Source organism: Ramlibacter agri, from assembly GCF_012927085.1.
GTDB lineage: Bacteria > Pseudomonadota > Gammaproteobacteria > Burkholderiales > Burkholderiaceae_C > Ramlibacter > Ramlibacter agri.
Genome location: NZ_JABBFX010000001.1, coordinates 1,923,363 through 1,940,154, shown reverse-complemented (window position 1 = coordinate 1,940,154; position 16,792 = coordinate 1,923,363). Strand labels below are relative to the sequence as shown.

16 protein-coding genes are annotated in these 16,792 nt (G+C 69.8%); 7 read left to right on the top strand and 9 right to left on the bottom strand.

The annotated features are described in order from the left end of the window. Window positions 1–3 precede the first annotated feature (3 nt). From HHL11_RS09395 to HHL11_RS09385, 3 genes are all read right to left on the bottom strand, one after another. A complete protein-coding gene (locus HHL11_RS09395) occupies window positions 4–657 on the bottom strand; it encodes a cytochrome c3 family protein (RefSeq protein ID WP_169418135.1) in 654 nt (217 codons plus the stop codon). Then, window positions 654–2,486, bottom strand: a complete 1,833-nt coding sequence (locus tag HHL11_RS09390; RefSeq protein ID WP_169418134.1) for a glycoside hydrolase family 15 protein — start codon at window positions 2,484–2,486, stop codon at window positions 654–656. The genes HHL11_RS09395 and HHL11_RS09390 overlap by 4 nt, the downstream gene beginning before the upstream one ends. Window positions 2,487–2,613: 127 nt before the next feature. After that, entirely contained in the window at window positions 2,614–4,173 is a 1,560-nt protein-coding gene (locus HHL11_RS09385) for a fatty acyl-CoA synthetase (RefSeq protein WP_169418133.1), read from the bottom strand. Window positions 4,174–4,345: 172 nt separating this feature from the next. Here HHL11_RS09385 and HHL11_RS09380 point away from each other — a divergent pair, with 172 nt between their 5' ends. Next, the gene (locus tag HHL11_RS09380) at window positions 4,346–5,509 is read left to right on the top strand and encodes an SGNH/GDSL hydrolase family protein (protein WP_169418132.1); all 1,164 of its coding nucleotides are present in this window, start codon (window positions 4,346–4,348) and stop codon (window positions 5,507–5,509) included. A gap of 26 nt (window positions 5,510–5,535) precedes the next feature. Beyond that, window positions 5,536–6,216 (top strand): OmpW/AlkL family protein, encoded by a 681-nt coding sequence (locus tag HHL11_RS09375; RefSeq protein WP_169418131.1) that lies wholly within the window; start codon window positions 5,536–5,538, stop codon window positions 6,214–6,216. On the opposite strand, the gene HHL11_RS09370 is transcribed toward HHL11_RS09375, so the two are convergent. Then, window positions 6,213–7,802, bottom strand: a complete 1,590-nt coding sequence (locus tag HHL11_RS09370; protein WP_169418130.1) for a mechanosensitive ion channel family protein — start codon at window positions 7,800–7,802, stop codon at window positions 6,213–6,215. The two genes, HHL11_RS09375 and HHL11_RS09370, sit on opposite strands and share 4 nt — an antisense overlap. Window positions 7,803–8,015: 213 nt before the next feature. On the opposite strand from HHL11_RS09370, the gene HHL11_RS09365 reads away from it, so the two are divergent. After that, window positions 8,016–8,537 (top strand): MarR family winged helix-turn-helix transcriptional regulator, encoded by a 522-nt coding sequence (locus HHL11_RS09365; RefSeq protein WP_240980036.1) that lies wholly within the window; start codon window positions 8,016–8,018, stop codon window positions 8,535–8,537. A gap of 1 nt (window position 8,538) precedes the next feature. Here the strand turns inward: HHL11_RS09365 and HHL11_RS09360 are convergent, their stop codons facing one another. The 5 genes from HHL11_RS09360 to HHL11_RS09340 form a co-directional block, all read right to left on the bottom strand. Further along, complete coding sequence (locus tag HHL11_RS09360; protein ID WP_169418129.1) at window positions 8,539–8,967, bottom strand: universal stress protein; 429 nt, start codon at window positions 8,965–8,967, stop codon at window positions 8,539–8,541. An 8-nt stretch (window positions 8,968–8,975) separates the two neighbouring features. Beyond that, complete coding sequence (locus HHL11_RS09355; protein ID WP_169418128.1) at window positions 8,976–9,683, bottom strand: TerC family protein; 708 nt, start codon at window positions 9,681–9,683, stop codon at window positions 8,976–8,978. A 116-nt stretch (window positions 9,684–9,799) separates the two neighbouring features. Then, the gene (locus HHL11_RS09350) at window positions 9,800–11,191 is read right to left on the bottom strand and encodes a sensor histidine kinase (protein WP_169418127.1); all 1,392 of its coding nucleotides are present in this window, start codon (window positions 11,189–11,191) and stop codon (window positions 9,800–9,802) included. Beyond that, complete coding sequence (locus HHL11_RS09345) at window positions 11,178–11,852, bottom strand: response regulator transcription factor (RefSeq protein WP_169418126.1); 675 nt, start codon at window positions 11,850–11,852, stop codon at window positions 11,178–11,180. The genes HHL11_RS09350 and HHL11_RS09345 overlap by 14 nt, the downstream gene beginning before the upstream one ends. A gap of 158 nt (window positions 11,853–12,010) precedes the next feature. Continuing rightward, window positions 12,011–12,910 carry a LysR substrate-binding domain-containing protein gene (locus HHL11_RS09340; protein WP_169418125.1) on the bottom strand — a complete coding sequence of 300 codons (900 nt, stop codon included), beginning with the start codon at window positions 12,908–12,910 and terminating at the stop codon, window positions 12,011–12,013. Window positions 12,911–12,984: 74 nt separating this feature from the next. On the opposite strand from HHL11_RS09340, the gene HHL11_RS09335 reads away from it, so the two are divergent. From HHL11_RS09335 to HHL11_RS09320, 4 genes are read left to right on the top strand one after another with little or no spacing between them, the layout of a single operon-like run. Continuing rightward, the gene (locus tag HHL11_RS09335; protein WP_169418124.1) at window positions 12,985–14,388 is read left to right on the top strand and encodes a 3-isopropylmalate dehydratase large subunit; all 1,404 of its coding nucleotides are present in this window, start codon (window positions 12,985–12,987) and stop codon (window positions 14,386–14,388) included. Further along, complete coding sequence (gene leuD / locus HHL11_RS09330; RefSeq protein WP_169418123.1) at window positions 14,388–14,987, top strand: 3-isopropylmalate dehydratase small subunit; 600 nt, start codon at window positions 14,388–14,390, stop codon at window positions 14,985–14,987. The genes HHL11_RS09335 and leuD overlap by 1 nt, the downstream gene beginning before the upstream one ends. Window positions 14,988–15,014: 27 nt before the next feature. Further along, window positions 15,015–15,965 (top strand): tripartite tricarboxylate transporter substrate binding protein, encoded by a 951-nt coding sequence (locus HHL11_RS09325; RefSeq protein ID WP_169418122.1) that lies wholly within the window; start codon window positions 15,015–15,017, stop codon window positions 15,963–15,965. After that, on the top strand, window positions 15,965–16,699 hold the full coding sequence (locus HHL11_RS09320) for a transporter substrate-binding domain-containing protein (protein ID WP_169418121.1): 735 nt from the start codon (window positions 15,965–15,967) through the stop codon (window positions 16,697–16,699). The genes HHL11_RS09325 and HHL11_RS09320 overlap by 1 nt, the downstream gene beginning before the upstream one ends. Window positions 16,700–16,792: the final 93 nt, after the last annotated feature.

Here is a 16,792-nt window from a genome sequence, read left to right as displayed (position 1 = left end):
TCGTCAGCGGTGGCAGGTGGAACAGTCGGTGCGCCGCTCCTTGCTTTCCAGCTTGAGCATGCGCGCGAGGTTGGCTGCGTCCGCCTCGTCGATGCGCGGCGCGGAAGGCGTGAACAGCTGGTCATGCGGCCGCAGCCGCGGCACCGGGTCGCGGTGGCAGGCCAGGCACCATTGCATCTGCAGCGGTTGCGCGCGCCAGGTCAATGGCATCTGGTCGACGCGGCCATGGCATTCGACGCAGGCCACGCCCTTGGCGAGGTGGACGCTGTGGTCGAAGTAGACGAAGCCCGGCAGGTTGTGCACGCGCCGCCACTCCAGCGGCTTGCCGGTGCGCTCGCTTTCGTGCAAAGGTTCGAGGACGCCGGCGTCGGTGTACAGCTGCGAATGGCAGCTGAGGCAGATGCCGGTGGACGGCAGGCCGGCGAAGCGGCCCGTCTCCACTGTCGTATGGCAGTAGCGGCAGTCGATGCCGTCGTCGCCCACGTGGTGCTTGTGGCTGAAGGGAATGGGTTGCGCCGGCGGCTGGCCCAGTTGCTGGTAGACGCTCTCGCGCCAGACCGAAAAACCCACCAGCGCCGGGAACAGCAGGAACAGCGCGGCCACGGCCAGCTTCACGCCCAGCTCGAGCCGGCGGCTGAAGACCTGGTCGCTGCTCATGCGCCCGCCTTCTTCAGCGCCAATGCGGCGGTGATCAGGCCCGTGTGGCTGAAGGCCTGGGGGAAGTTTCCCATCGGCGAGCCGTCGCTGGCGCTGAATTCCTCGGCGTACAGGCCCACGTGGTTGCGCAGCTTCAACAGCCGCTCGAACAAGTCCCGCGCCTCGTCCACGCGGCCCTGGAGCGCCAGGCACTCCACGCACCAGAAGCTGCAGATGGCGAACAGGTGCTCGGGACCCGGCACGCCGTCGTAGGCGCCGCCGGGCGGGTAGCGATAAAGCAGGCCGTCGTCCACGCGCAGTTGCCGCATCACCTCGCGCACGGTGCCGACCATTCGCGGGTCATTGGGTTCGAGGTAGCCAATGCGCGGGATCAGCAGCAAGCTGGCGTCGGCGTCCTGGCTGCCATAGAAGCCGACGTAGCTGCCCAGCGTGGCATCGAAGGCATGCGCGTCGATGTCCGCGCGCAGCGCATCGCGCTCGGCGCGCACGCGCTTCTCGTCGATCGGCAGGCCGCAGCGATCGTGCAGCGCCAGCGCGCGGTCCAGCGCCGCCCAGCACATCAGCTTGCTGTGCGTGTTGTGGCGCGGCGGCAGGCGCACCTCCCAGATGCCCTGGTCCGGCTTGCGCCAGACCTCGCACACCACATCGGTGAAGCCGGCGAGCAACGCCTTCTCCTGCTCGTCGAGCGGACCGCCGCCCAGCACGTGGTGCCAGGCCGTCATCAGCACTTCACCATAGATGTCGTGCTGGACCTGTTCGGAGGCCGCATTGCCGATGCGCACCGGGCCGATGCCGCGGTAGCCGCGCAGGCTGGTCAGCACCTCCTCGGGCAGCAGCGCGTCGCCGCTGACGTCGTACACCACCTGCAGCCCGGGCCGCGTCGAGTGGGTGGCGTGCAGCAGCCAGCGCAGGAAGGCGTCACTCTCGCGGGTGTAGCCGAGGTCGAGGAAGGCATCCAGCACCAGCGAGGTGTCGCGCAGCCAGCAGAAGCGGTAGTCCCAGTTGCGGCCGCCGGTCTCGCTCTCGGGCAGCGAAGTCGTGGGCGCGGCGACGACGGCGCCGGTGGGGCGGTGGTTCAGCAGCTTGAGCGCCAGCGCGCTGCGCTCCACCGCATCGGCATAAGGGCCCTCGTAGCGGCAGCGGGCGCACCAGGCCTGCCACAGGCCCTGGGTCGCAGCCAGGCGGTCTTCGGCGTCGTGCACCAGGGCCGCGGGCGCGTGGTGCACGTCATCCGCGGGCGCATGCAGGATGAAGGCGTGGCGATCGCCGGCCTGCATGCGCACGCTGCCGACCAGCGTCGGTCCCGCGGCATCCAACTGCATCGGCATCGAACTGCGCAGCACCGCCTGCTCGGGGCCGATGCGGAAGCGCCAGGAACCCTCCGGGCCGGCCTGCAGCATGGGGTCGGCCCGCGCATAGTCCGGCCGCGGCGCGAACAGGCATTCCAGGTCCACGCTGCCGGCCGTGCACTCGGCGATGCGCACCACCTCCTGCGGCTGGCCGGGCGCCGGCGCGCCGCCGGCTTCCGGCACGCACATGAAGTCGATGAGCTCGAGCACGCCGGTGGGCGTTTCGAAGCGCGTGCGCAGGATGTTGCTGTTCGGCTCGTACGCCTGGACGCCGAAGGGCGCGCCGGGCGGACCCAGTGCGAAGCATCCGCCGCGCTCGTCATCGAGCAGCGCGGCGAAAACCGAGGGCGACGCGAACGCCGGGTAGCACCACCAGTCCATCGCCCCTTGGCGCGAGACCAGCGCGAGCGTGCGGCAATTGCCGATGGCAGCGTGGTCCCCGATGGCGGCGGCAGCCCGGCGCGCTGGGAGGCCGTGCATGACCAACGCGAATACCTGTTTGAAAAATTCTGCGCCGATGCTAGGCGCATATGGCCGCGCCAGGGGCTCGGTCTGGACGGATGTCCAGTGAATTTGTGCAAATGCGGTGCTACGGCCGCGCTGCCAGCTAACGGAAGATGCCTTCGTGCCGCACCCGCAACTCGCGCTTGAGCAGCTTGCCGCTCGGGTTCTTCGGCAAGGTCTGCGCGAACACGACCGCCTTCGGCGTCTTGAAGCCGGCCAGGTGCTGTTCGCAATGGCCCAGCACTTCGGCTTCGCTCAAGGCCTGCCCGGCCTTCGGCACGATCACGGCCACCACGGCTTCGACCCAGCGCGGATGCGGCACGCCGATCACCGCGACTTCGGACACGGCCGGGATGCGGTAGATCATCTCCTCGACCTCGCGGCTCGCGACGTTCTCGCCGCCGGTCTTGATCATGTCCTTCTTGCGGTCGACCACCGTGATGAAGCCCTCCGCGTCGATGGTCGCGAGGTCGCCGCTGTGGAACCAGCCGCCTTCGAACGCCGCCCGGGTCTTCTCCTCGTCCTTGAAGTAGCCCAGCATCAGGTGCGGAGAACGGTGGACGATCTCTCCCACCTCGCCTGGAGGCACGTCCTGCATGCGGTCGTCGACCACGCGCGTCTCCACGTTCAGCACGGCGCGGCCGCAGGAGCCCGGCTTGCGCAGCTGGTCTTCCGGACCCAGCATGGTTGCCAGCGGCGCGATCTCGGTCTGGCCATACAGGTTCCAGAAGCCCACTTGCGGCATGCGCGCCGCCATCTCGCGCAACACTTCCACCGGCATGATCGAGGCGCCGTAGTAGCCCTTGCGCAGCGCGGAGAGGTCGGTACCTTCGAACAGCGGCGAGCGCAGCAGCGAGATCCACACCGTCGGCGGCGCGAAGAAGGAGCTGATGCCGTGCTTCGCCATCAGCGGCAGCAGGTTGTCCGGCGTGGGCTTGGCCGTGATGATGCTGGTGCCGCCGACGTAGATCATCGGGCCCAGGAACACGTCCAGCTGCGCGCAGTGGTACAGGGGCAGCGCATGCAGCATGACGTCGCTGCCGCTGATGTTCGCGTCGACCGCGCAGCTCGCGTACTGCCAGATGATGGCATCGTGCGTGAGCATGGCGCCCTTGGGCGCGGACTCGGTGCCGCTGGTGTAGACGATCTGCGCGAGGTCGCCGCTTGCCAGGTCCACCTCCGGCGGCGCGGCCGGCGTGCGCGCGAGTTCGTCGAAGCGGGTCATGCCGAACACCGGCACGGAGTCTTCTTCCGACGGCAGCCACACGAACTGCCGCACCGCGGTGTCCAGCGCCGCGGCGCTGCGCGCCAGTTCGGCGAGGCCGCTGTCGGTGGCCAAGGTCTCGGCCTGCGCGTGCCGCAGGATGTAGGCGACCTCTTCGGCCTTCAGCATGAAGTTGATCGGCACCAGCACGGCGCCCAGGCGCGCCAGCGCGAAGCGCAGCGCCGCGAAGCCGTGGCTGTTGCGGGCCAGGACGGCGAAGCGGGTGCCCTTGGCCACGCCCATTTTCGCCAGGCCCGCGGCTACGCGCCCCACGACGGCGTCGAATTCTGCGAAAGTCCACCGCGTCGCGCCGCAGACGATGGCGGTCTTGGCGGGATGGCGTTGCGCGCTGCGATGCAGGAGGTCGGCCAGGGTCTGGCGGCGGATGGCGGTGTCCACGAGGGCTCCAGGAAACGAGACACGCCATCGTGCAAGGCGGCGTGCCCGGTTTCCAGCGGACTTACCCGGCACAAACCCTGAGCAAGGTTTGCGCGCGACGCGGCTATTCTGAGCGTCGCAGAAACGAACGCTCGTTCGCTTTTTTGTGGATCCCCTGCATAAAGGACACGGCATGCAACACACCAAGTACAAGCTGGGCCTGCTGGCGCTCGCCGCATCGGCCGCGGCCATCCTCTCCGCCTGCGGCGGCGGCGGCGACCCCGCGGGGCCGCGCGTCGCGATCGCGCGCGTCGTCGTCGCCGGCGACAGCCTGGCTGACGTCGGCACCTTCGGCTACAAGTTCACCGTGCAAGACTCGACGAACGCCGCCGGCTTCCCGATCTATCCGCAGATCGTGGCCCAGAACTACGGCATCGCGAGCCAGTGCAACTTCTACAAGTACACCGGCACGACCTTCGCCGCCAATCCCACGGCTGGCTGCACCAACTTTGCCATCGGCGGCGGTCGCATCGTGGTGCCCACCGCGCAAGGCGGCGCGACCAATCCGCAGACGGTGCCCACGCAGCTCGCAACCGCGGCCACCGCCATGGGCGGCTACAGCGGCACGGACCTGGTGCTGGTGGACGGCGGCGGCAATGACGCGGCCGACCTCGTGACGGCCTACCTGGGCGCGGCCACCGGCGCCGCAGGCCTGGCCAACTACCAGACCTTCCTCGCGCAGCAGCTCGATGCCGCCACCATCGCGGCGGCGCTGCAGCAGCCCAATGGCGGCGCGGTCGCCGCCGGCCTGTACATGCAGAAGCTGGCCGACACCTACTACGCCGCCTTCAAGGCCAGCGCCCTCGACAAGGGCGCGACCCACGTCGCCGTGCTCAACGTGCCGGACATCACGCTGACGCCGAAGTTCCAGGCCGTGCTGGTCGGCGTGACGCGCGCCCAGGGCGCCACCGCCGCCGCCACCTTGCAGGCCGCCATCCGCCAGTGGATCAGCGGCTTCAACACCGAGCTGAACGCCAAGGTCGCCGGCGACGCGCGCGTGGCCGTGGTGGACTTCTACGCCGACTTCACCGACGAAGTAAACAACCCGGCGGCCTACGGCCTCACCAACGCCACGACACCCGCCTGCCCGGCGACCGGGACCGATTCCTCCGGCCTGCCCACCTACGACTTCCCGACCTGCACGTCCGCGGCCCTCGACGCCGCGCCGCCCGCGGGCCTGGCTGCCGGCTGGTGGCACACCTGGACCTTCTCGGACAGCTTCCACCCCACTCCCTACGGCCACCACCTGCTCGCCGCGTCCATCAGCCGCCGGCTGGCGCGCGCCGGCTGGATCTGAACAACAGCGAAGCGAGGACCCAGACCATGAACAACAACAAGTTCCTGCCCCGCGCGGTGGCCGCGGCCTGCCTGGCCGGCGCCGCGCTGGGCGCGCAGGCGCAGAGCGCCGGCACCTGGTTCGGCACCATCGGCGCGACCCGCATCGCGCCCAACACGTCGAGCGGCACGTTGTCGCCGCCCGCCGCGCCCAACACGCAGGTGGACGTGGGCGCCGACACGCAGCCGACGCTGTCGATCGGCCGCATGATCACCGACAACTGGTCGGTGGAAGTGCCGATCGGCTTCGGCTACAAGCACTCGATCAAGGGCGCCGGCGCGATCGACGGCGTCGGCACGATCGCCACGGTGAAGTCGCTGCCGATCACGGTGTTCGCGCAGTACCGCTTCCTGGAGCCGACCGCGCAGTTCCGGCCCTACGCGATGCTGGGCCTGACCTACGCCTACTTCTACGACGAGCAGGGCAGCGCCACGCTGAACGCGGTGAACCCGGCCAACCCGCCGGGCGGCACCGGCGTGAGCGTGGATTCGAAGTTCGGCTTCACGCCTGGCGTGGGCGTGACGGCGCGCATCAACGACCGCTGGTTCGTCGACCTGCAGTACGCGCGGTCCTTCCTGAAGACCACGACGCACTTGTCGTCGGGCCAGAGCATCGACACCAAGCTGGATCCGGACGTGTTCCGGATCGCCGTCGGCTACTTGTTCTAAGGCAGCTGCGGCACGACGTCGACGGGCGACGCCGCGAACACGGCGCCGTGCCGCTCGACGATCGCGGCGGCCTGCAGCAGCACCTCCTGCCGCAAGGCCAGGAACTCGCCCCAGTCGCCGGTGCGGAACCAGGCAAACAGCTCCAGCTCGAAGCCGCGCCAGCCCATGTCGACCAGCCGCACGCGGGCCCCGCTGGGGTCCACGCGCGGGTTCTGGGCCAGCAACTCGCCCAGCGCCGCGGTGATGGCGCGCACCTGCTCGGACGAAGCGCCATAGGCGATCCGCAGCGTGTTCTGCGCCAGGCAGCGCTTGCGTGACGAGAAGTTCTCGATATTGCCCTGCGCCAGCACGCCGGCCGGGATCGACAGCAGCGTCTGCTCCAAGGTGCGGATGCGCACCGAACGCAGCGTGATGTCCTCGACCCAGCCGGTGCGTCCGCCCACCGAGCAGAAGTCGCCGACCGCGATGGCCTCGTCGCCCAGCAGCAGGATGCCGCCCAGCAGGTTCTCCACCGTCTTCTGCGCGCCCAGCGCCACTGCGATACCGACGATGCCCAGGCCGGCCAGCGCCGTGCTGATGTCCACGCCGGCCACGCGCAGCACCGCGACCACCGCGATGAAGCAGATCAGCACCTTGTACAGGCGCTCGCCCAGCAGCATCACCGAGCGCGGGCCGGTGCGCCCTTTCACCAGCAGTTGCGACTCGGTGCGGCGGAACACCAGCATGCCGATGCGCAGCAGCGCCCAGGCGAGGGCCACCATCAGCAGCACCAGGATGAAGCGCGTGTAGGCCACGCGGAAGGCGAAGGACTGGCCGAAGGCCGGCAGCGCTTCCAGGTGCAGCAGCAGGGTCACCACCGCCACCGCCGGCCAGCGGGTGTCGGCATGCCAGGCCGCCAGGAACTCGCTGAAGTTCGGCTTGCGCACCAGGCGGCGCAGCAGCCGGAAGGCGGCCTCCAGCAGCAGCGGCACGATCATCAGCGGCAACACCAGCGACAGCAGCCACACCACGGCGTGCGCCAGCGTCACGCCGAACACGTCGTAGCGGGAGAAGGCGGCCGGCAGCACGCGCTCGGCCCAGGTGCTGCCCATGGCGGCGTACCACTGCGGGATGCGAGCCACCGTCTGCGGCGACACCACCCAGACCTGGCCGGCGACCGGGTCCTGCACGCGCACCAGTTCGATGTACTGGTCCTCTCCCGCGATGCGCAGCGGGCCCACGCGCTCGCGGTCCACCGGCAGGCCGTCGTTGAGCGTGCCTTCGGGCGCGTCGCTGATGGTGGTGAGCGGCGCCAGGAAGTAGCGGTCCATCAGGTCGCCGAGGTCGTGCGCCAGGTCTTCTGCGTTGGCGCGCTGGGCGGCCGGCACCTGCAGGTAGCGAACAGCCACCGCGGGGTTGCCCATGCGCAGGGCGGCGACGAAGGACGCGAGGGCGCGGCGCGGGGTCTCGCGCCCGTAGGGGTCGCGTGGGCGCTCCGGTGCACTCGCAGTGGACGCCGGCGGCAGGATCTGCGCCGGCGCCATTGCCGGCAGCAGGAACAGCGCGATCAGCAGCCCCGCCAGCAGCCTGGCAGCGCGACAAGTCATGAGGCTCATCCTCCCGCCGGCATCGTAGCCAGCCGCCTGCGCCCGGCCCTTGCCCCTTTCCATGAGCGCCACGGCCGACCTTGATGCATTTGCCCAAATGCATAGAATGGATTCGGGCCGCAAACGGCGCGGCCCGTTCTTTCAGGACTTTGCAGGACATCCTTGCACGCCCCCGCTATCGGGGGCTTTTTTTGGCCGGCCTATGATGCGCACATGCCAGCAGCAACGTCCGCCCGCAAGAAGTCCCCGCGTCCTGCCTCCGAAGCCATGGACGAGCCGACAGCCCGCGTGCTGCGGCGCTTCCGCCTGGTGTTCAACACGGTCAAGACGCACTTCCGCGCGGTGGAGAAGAAAGCCGGCGTGGCGGGCGCGCAGGTGTGGGCGCTGAGCGTCGTCGCCGCCCAGCCTGGCATCGGTGTCGGCGCGCTGGCCAAGGCGATGGACGTGCACCAGTCCACCGCCAGCAACCTCATCAAGCCGATGCTGGAAAGCGGGTTGCTGCTGGGGGAGCGATCGGGGACGGACCGCCGCGCCGTGCAGCTGACCATCACGACGCAGGGGACCCGGGTGCTGCGCAGGGCGCCGGTGCCTTTCGCGGGCGTGCTGCCGGATGCGCTGGCCAAGCTGGACGCCGCCACCCTGGCGCGGCTGGACCGCGACCTGGGCAAGCTGATCGAGGCCCTGGGCGTGCAGCCGCGCGGGGCGAATGTGCCGCTGCACGGCCCGGAAGACTAGGTCAACCGAGCACCTGCACGTGGCTCGCCCCCAGCAGGTGCCGCACCTGCTGCGCCAGCGAGCCGAACATGCGACCGGCCAGGCCGGCCGGCGCTTCCCCGAAGATGACGCGGTCGCAGCCGAAACGGCGGGCCGCCTCGGCGATGGTCTCGGCGCCGCGGCCCACCAGCACGGTGGCCGTGTAGTCGGCGCCCGCCGCGCGCAGCAGGCCTTCGGCGTATTCGAGGTCTTCGGCGCCGGCGGACTGCTGCAGCTGCTGCAGTTCGCGCTGGCCGAAGTACATGGACACGTGGCCGGACAGCTTGGGCTGCACCCGCAACAGGCGGATGTGCACCGCCGGCTCCTCGCGCTGGATCCGGACCGCGCGGTCCACGGCGGCGCGCGTGCGTCCGGCGTCGTGCGGGTCGACCGGCACCAGCAACTGCGTCATGGCCTGCCTCAGGCCGCGGGCTGGTCGGCGCCCGCCGCCTCTTCCGCGCCGCCGTTGCGCGCTGCCAGCCACTTGCCGACCGCGACCACCAGCACGGCGCCGAGGGCGGGCGCGGCGGTGTGCAGCCAGTGGATGTCTTCGACGTAGGCCTTGATGGCCGGGTCGCCGATCGCCATTTCACCGGCCACCCAACCCAGCAGGGCGGCGCCCAGCGTGATGATGATCGGGAAGCGCGTCATCAGCTTCAGGATGATCGTGCTGCCGAAGATGATCAGCGGGATGCTGATGACGAGCCCCAGGATCAGCAGCAGCAGGTCGCCCTTGGCGGCCGCGGCCACGCCGATGACGTTGTCCAGGCTCATCACGAGGTCGGCGATGATGATCGTCTTGATCGCGGCGGCCAGGCCGGAGTTGCCCTCCACGTCCTCGTCGTCGTCGCCGCCGGACAGCAGGCCGACGCCGATCCACAGCAGCAGCGCCGCGCCTACCAGCTTCAGGTAAGGCAGGGTCAGCAGGTAGACCGCGAAGAAGGTCAGGATGACCCGCAGCACGACGGCGCCGACGCTGCCGAAGATGATGGCCTTCTTCTGTTGCCGTTCGGGCAGCGAGCGGCAGGCCAGCGCGATCACCACCGCGTTGTCGCCGGACAGCACGATGTTGATCAGGATGATCTGGGACAGGGCGAGCCAGAAAGCAGGGCTCGTGATGACGGACATGGGATCTCCTCGCGGTGTTGCGGGACCTTGCATGTCCCGATCCCTCCGAGGCTAAGGACCTGGCCTGTCAGCACGCTGGACGCCAGCTTTCAGCCCGCTTACAGGCCCTGGGGAAACTACGTACGCATGCGGAAAAACACGGTGAAGGTGTTGCCGATGCCGTCCGTGTCCTCTTCCAGCGTGATGCTGGCGCCGTGCAAGGTGGCGATCTCGCTGACGATGGCCAGGCCCAGCCCGCTGCCGTCGGTGGGCGTGCCCAGCAGGCGGTGGAAGCGTTCGAACACGCGGTCGCGCTCCGCCAAAGGGATCTTGGGACCGTCGTCACTGATCGCCAGTTCGGCCTTGACCGCGTCCGCCGCGCGGCCGGCCCGCACCGTGACGCGGCCGCCTTCCTGGCTGTAGCGGATGGCGTTGTCGATCAGGTTGTTGATCAATTCGCGCAGGCGGTCGCGGTCGGCATCGATCATCAGCGGCTCGTCCGGGCCTTCGAAGCCAAGGTCGATGTTGCGCCGGATCGCATGCGGCACCCAGTCCATGCTCACTTCGAGCGCGAAGGCGTGCAGGTCCAGCGGCTGCAGTTGCACGGTGTCGAGCGCGCCCGGCTCGTTGCGGGCCAGCGACAGCAACTGCCGCACCAGCCGTGACAGCCGATCGGCGCTGATGAAAAGCTGCGCCAGCGAATGGCGCACGCGCTCGGGGTCGGTCTCGCGCAGCGCCAGTTCGATCTGCGCCTTCAGGCCGCTGACCGGCGTCTTCAGCTGGTGCGCCGCGTCGGCGACGAAGCGGTTCTGGAAATCGAAGGTGCGCGCCAGCCGCGCCAGCAGGTCGTTGACCTCCTCCACCAGCGGCCGCACCTCGCCCGGCACGTCCTCCAGCGGGACCGGGCTCAGGTCCAGGTGCGAGCGGTCGGACACGGCGCGGCGCAGGCGCTGCAGCGGCTGCAGGCCGCGCGAGACGCCGAACCAGACGACGGCGGTGGCAGCGACGATCAGCAGCAGCTGCGGCAGCACCACGTTGGCCAGCATCTCCAGCGTGAGGCGCTGGCGCTTGTGCAGGGTCTCGGCGACCTGCACCTGGACGACGGTGTTGCCGGCCGGCAGCCAGGCCGCGACGATGCGCACCGCTTCATCGTGCATGACGCCCTCATAGAACACCGGTTGGCCATTGCGCGGAATGGCCTGCTGCGGCGCCGGCAGGCTGGCGTCGCCCCCGAGGACCGTGCCGTCTTCGGCCGTGACGCGGAAAGACAGGCGGTCCTGCTGGTCGAGAAGAAGCAGGGCCTCCTCGCCGGGCGACAACTCCAGTTGCGGCCGCGGGGCGCCAGGCTTCACGTGCAGCGCGAGCTCGCGCGCGATCTCGTGCAGCGCGCGGTCGTAGGCGAGGTTGGAAAAGCGCAGCGAGTTCCAGTACGCCGCGGCGGTGTCCAGCACCAGCAGCAGGAACAGCGGCCCGAGCAGCCAGGCGAGCAGCTTGCGCTGCAGGCGGGGGCCGCCCTCAGCCCGCTTCATCCCCGCGTTCCATCAGGTAGCCCATCCCCCGCACCGTGCGGATCTCGCACCCCAGCGGCTCGAGCTTCTTGCGCAGGCGGTAGACGTAGACCTCGATGGCGTTGTCACCGACCTCGTCGCCCCAGCCATACAGGTGGTTGACCATCTGCTCCTTGCTGACGACGCGGCCCTCGCGCATCAACAGGATCTCCAGCACTGCCAGCTCGCGCGGCGACAGCTCCAGCGGCTTCTTGTCGTAGTACACGCGCCGGCCCACGGTGTCGAAGCGCAGCAGGCCGTGATCGAGGTAAGGCGTGGCGTTGCTGCCGCGGCGCAGCAGCGCGCGCACGCGCGCTTCCAGCACCGGCAGGTCGAAGGGCTTGGCCAGGTAATCGTCGGCGCCGAGGTCGAGGCCGCGCACCTGGTCCTCCATCGTGTCCATCGCCGTCAGCATCAGCACCGGCAAGGTGGACTTGCGGGCGCGCAGGCGCTTCAACACTTCGAGCCCTGACAGGCCCGGCAGGCCGATGTCGAGGATGGCCAGGTCATAGATCGCCAGCGCCAGCGCCTGGTCCGCCTCCTCGCCGGTACCGACGTGGTCCACCGCATGGGCGGACTGCACCAGCGCGCGCGACAGCGCGTCGGCCAGCACTTTGTCGTCTTCGACCAGGAGGATTCTCATTGGAAGCGAATCCTAACGCGCGGGGGAGAGGGAAAACTTCCGGTCGCAAAGGACGCAAAGGTTTCGCAAAAGCCGCAAAAGGACATCCGATTGAATTGGATTCTTTGGCGATCCTTTGCGTACTTTTGCGTCCTTTGCGTCCGGAAGTCCTGCATTTTTCACCGCCGCAACGCCTTCGCCGCCTTGCGGATCACGTCCGCCAGCGCCGCCGCGCGGGGCGTCAGCGGGCGGGTGCGGGGTTGCAGCAGCGACTGCACCGACACGCCCGGCGAGGGCGTGACGCGGATCCGCGTGAGCATGCCTTTGCCGCAGAAGGGCGCGATGGTCGGTTCGGTGGCCAGCGCCAGGTAGTCCGAGTGCAGCAGCAGGAACAGCAGCGCCGAGAAGGCATCGCGCTGCACCGCGAAGCGCGGCGCCGGCAGGCCGGCCTTGCGGAAGGCGCCGACGATCATCGGGTCCTCCTGGCCCGGGCGGCCACCGTGGATCCATTCGCAATCCGCCAGCTGCACCAGATCGGTGGCGCGCGCCAGCGGATGGCCGTCGCGCGCGACCACCACGAAGTCGGAGCTGAAGAGACGCTCGGCGTGCAGGTCCGGCCCGCGCACGGCCGGCGCCACGGGGGTCACCGCGAAATCGAGCTTGCCTTCGCGCAGCTGCGCCACCAGGATGTCCGCCGTGCCGCCATGCAGGTGCACGATGCCGTCCGGGTTCTCCTCGCGGTAGCGGCGGATCGCGTCGCTCGCCAGCAGCGCCTCCGCCGTCGACGACAGCCCCACCCGCACGCTGCCGTGCCCGTGGCCCGCGGCGGCGGCGATCTCCTCCTGCGCCTTGCGCAGCTCGGCGTCCGCCAGCCGCGCGCGCCGCAGCAGGATGCGCCCGTACTCCGTCGGCTCCACGCCGTGGGCCGAACGCACCAGCAACGCCACGCCCAGTTCGCGTTCCAGCGCCACCAGGTTCTTGCTGATCGCGCCCTGGCTCAGGTTCAGGCGGCGCGCCGCGCCGCGCACGCTGCCCAGGTCGGCGACGGCAATGAAATCCCGCAGATGGGCTTCGCGCACGTGTTGACTTCCGGTGAACACCTTGAGTGTTGGAGCATCTTACGCGGCGGCGCCCCGCGCGCGATGATCGCCAGATGCAACCCCGCACGTTTTTCGACAAGGTCTGGGACGCCCACGTCATCGCCGACCTCGGCGACGGAGCCTGCCTCCTGCAGGTCGACCGGCTGCTGCTGCACGACGTCACCGGCAGCGTGGTGATGCGCGAGCTGCAGGCCAGCGGCCGCGCCGTCGCCTGCCCGCCCCAGGTGTTCAGCATCATCGACCACCTGCTGGTCACCAAGCCGCAGGCCGCGCCGCGCGACGGCTGGACGCCGGTGGCCGTGGAAATGATCGGCGAGGCCCGCCGCCGCGCCCGCGAACTCGGCGTGACGCTGGTCGACGTCGACGACCAGCGCATGGGCATCACCCACGTCATCGCGCCGGAGCTGGGCATCGCCCTGCCCGGCCTCACCGTCGTCTGCGGGGACAGCCACACCTGCACCCTGGGCGGCATCGGCGCGGTCGGCTGGGGCATCGGCACCTCCGAAGGCACGCACGTGCTCGCCACGCAGGCGCTGGTGGAGAGCAAGCCCAAGCGCATGCGCGTCACCTTCGACGGCCAGCTGGGTCCCTGCGTGTCCGCCAAGGACATGATCCTCAAGCTGATCGGCACCATCGGCGCCGGTGGCGGCGCCGGCTATGCGATCGAATTCGCCGGCGAAGCCGTGCGGGCCCTGTCGGTGGAAGCGCGGCTCACGCTGTGCAACATGGCGGTCGAATGCTCGGCCAAGTACGGCTTCGTGGCGCCCGACGAGAGGGTGTTCGAGTACCTGAAGGGCCGTTCGTACGCGCCGAAGGGCGAAGCCTGGGACGCCGCCGTCACCCACTGGCGCAGCCTGGCCACCGACGAAGGCGCGATCTTCGACGCCGAAATGCGCATCGACGTCGGCCAGCTTGCGCCGCAGGTCACCTGGGGCACCAGCCCGCAGCACGTGGCCTCGGTGCGCGACCGCGTGCCCGCGCCCGCAGGCGAGCCGCAGGCGCAGGCGCTCGCCGAACGGGCGCTGGCCTACCAGCAGCTGCAAGCCGGCCTGCCGCTGGCGGACGTGAAGATCGACGTCGCCTATATCGGCACCTGCACCAACGCGCGCCTGTCGGACCTGCGCCTGGCCGCCGACTGGCTGCGCGGCAAGACGGTCGCCCCGCACGTCACCGCCATCTGCATCCCCGGCTCCGCCGAAGTGAAGCGCGCCGCCGAAGCCGAAGGCCTGGACGCGGTGTTCCGCGCCGCCGGCTTCGAATGGCACGAGCCCGGTTGCGGCATGTGCGGCAGCGGCCGCGGCCGGCTGGAGAACGTGCGCGTGATCAGCACCAGCAACCGCAATTTCGAGAACCGCCAGGGCAAGCGCACGCGCACCCACCTGGCCAGCCCGCTCACCGTCGCTGCGTCGGCGGTGGCTGGGCACATCGCCGACGCGCGCGAAGAAGGAGTGCGCTGATGGAAGCGCTGCGCCAGGTCACGGGCATTGCCGCGCCGCTGCTGCGCGCCAACGTCGACACCGACCAGATCATCCCCACGCGCTTCCTCACGCGCACTTCCGAGGAGGGCCTGCACGAAGGCCTGTTCGCCGAATGGGCCACGCGCGCCGACGGCACGCCGGACCCGGGCTTCGTGCTGAACCAGCCGGCGTTCAAGGAAGCGCGCATCCTGCTGGGTGGCCCCAACTTCGGTTGCGGCTCCTCGCGCGAAGGCGCACCGCGGGCCTTGCGCCAGCGCGGCTTCCGCTCCGTCATCGCGCCGAGCTTCGGCGACATCTTCTACAACAACTGCTTCCGCAGCGGCATCGTGCCGGTACGGCTGCCGCAGGAAACGGTGGAAGCGCTGGCGCGCCAAGGCGGCGAGCTCACGGTGAGCGTGGACCATTGCGCGGTACGCGTGGAGGCCACCGGCGAGATGCACGCCTTCCTGCTGCCCAAGCTGCTGCGCCGCATGTTGCAGGAAGGCCTGGACGAGGTGGCGCTCACGCTGACGCAGCAAGCCGCGATGGACGCGTTCCGCGTCCGCGACCGCGCGCTGCGCCCCTGGGCCTACCTGTAAATCGAAAACAAGATCAAGGAGACAAGCATGAAAGCCCTCATCGCGCTGGCCCTGCTCGTTGCGTCCGCGGTCCCCGCCGCGGCCCAGACCGACTTCCCCAACAAGCGCGTCACGCTGGTGGTGTCCGCTTCGCCCGGTGGCGGGCTGGACGCCACCGCGCGCCTGCTGTCCGAGCGCATGGCCAAGGCCTGGGGCCAGCCGGTGATCGTGGAGAACCAGGGCGGCGCCGACGGCCTGATCGCGACGCAGCGCGTCGCCACCGGCCCGGCCGACGGCTACACCATGCTGCTGCAGATTCCCTCGCTGCTGCTCCTGAAGCACAACACGCACGATCCCGGCTTCGATCCCGTCGCCTCGCTCGCGCCGGTGTCCGAGCTGGGTCGCACGCCTTCGGTAGTGGCCGTCAACGCCAGGAGCGGCATCAAGACCGTGCAGGAGCTGGTCGCCTGGTGCAACCAGTCCGAGCGGCCTTGCAGCTGGGGCTCCGGCCAGCAGCTGTCCTACCTGTATGGCAAGCGCGTGTTCGCGCTCAGCGGCATCCGCGAGACCGTCAACGTCAACTACAAGGGCACGGGCCCGGTGGTGAACGACCTGCTGGGCAACCACATCACCATCGGCATGACCAGCATCGCCGCGCCACTGGCCTTCCACCAGCAAGGCACGCTGCGCATCCTGGCGGTGAACGCAGAGAAGCGCGTGCCGCAGATCCCCGAGGTACCCACCTTCCACGAAGCCGGCCTGCAGATGCCGGCGCGCGGCTCCTGGTACGGCCTGTTCGTGCCGGCGAAGACGCCGCCGGAAGTGATCGCGAAGATCGAGAAAGTCGTCGTCGGGCTCGCCAACGACCCGGCGGCGCAGGAGGTGATGCGCAACATCGGCGCCGAGCCCGTGTTCGGTCCCAGCCGCGAGTTCGCCGCCGGAATCAGGGAAGATGCGGCCTTCCTCGATTCGCTCGTCCAGCAATATCCCCTGAAGTGATGCGCCCCGACCCTGCCCTCGTCCACGAATTCGCGCCCACCGGCGAACTGCGCGCCGCCATCAACCTCGGCAACCCGGTGCTGGCCCAGAGCCACACGGCGCGCGAGCGGCCGGCCGGCGTCACCATCGACCTGGCGCGCCGCTTCGGCGAGCTGCTGGGCGTGCCGGTGCAGCTGCTGCCCTTCGAAACGCCGGGCGCGTCCGCCGCGGCCATCGCCTCGGGCAAGGCCGACATCGGCTTCCTCGCCGTCGACCCGAAGCGCGCCGAAAGCATCCACTTCACCGCGCCTTATGTGCAGATCGAAGGCTGCTACCTCGTGCGCGATGCGTCGCCACTGCAGCACAACGACGAGGTCGACCAGCCCGGGCGCCGCATCGTCGCGGGCGCCGGCAGCGCGTATGCGCTTTACCTGGCGCGCGAGCTGCGGCATGCGCAGCTGGTGGAGGTGCCCTTCGACAATGCCTGCGCGGCCGACGCGCTGCTCGCCGACCCGGCGCTGGACGCCGCCGCCGGCGTGCGCCAGCAGTTGCTCGCCGACCTGGCGCGCGTGCCCGGCGTACGCTTGCTGCCCGGCGCCTTCATGGCCATCCACCAGGCCATGGCGATGCCGCGCGGCCGCAGCGCCGCGGCGGTGGACCTGCTGGAAAGCTTCCTCGCGCAGCAACGGTCCAGCGCCTTCGTGCGGAATGCGCTGGCGCGGCATGGCATGGAAGGCGTCACCGCGCTGGCATAGAACTTCCGGACGCAAAGGTCGCGAAGGTCACGCAAAGGTCGCAAAAGGACTTCCAGGATTTGTTTTGCGACTTTGGCGCAGCCTTTGCGGCTT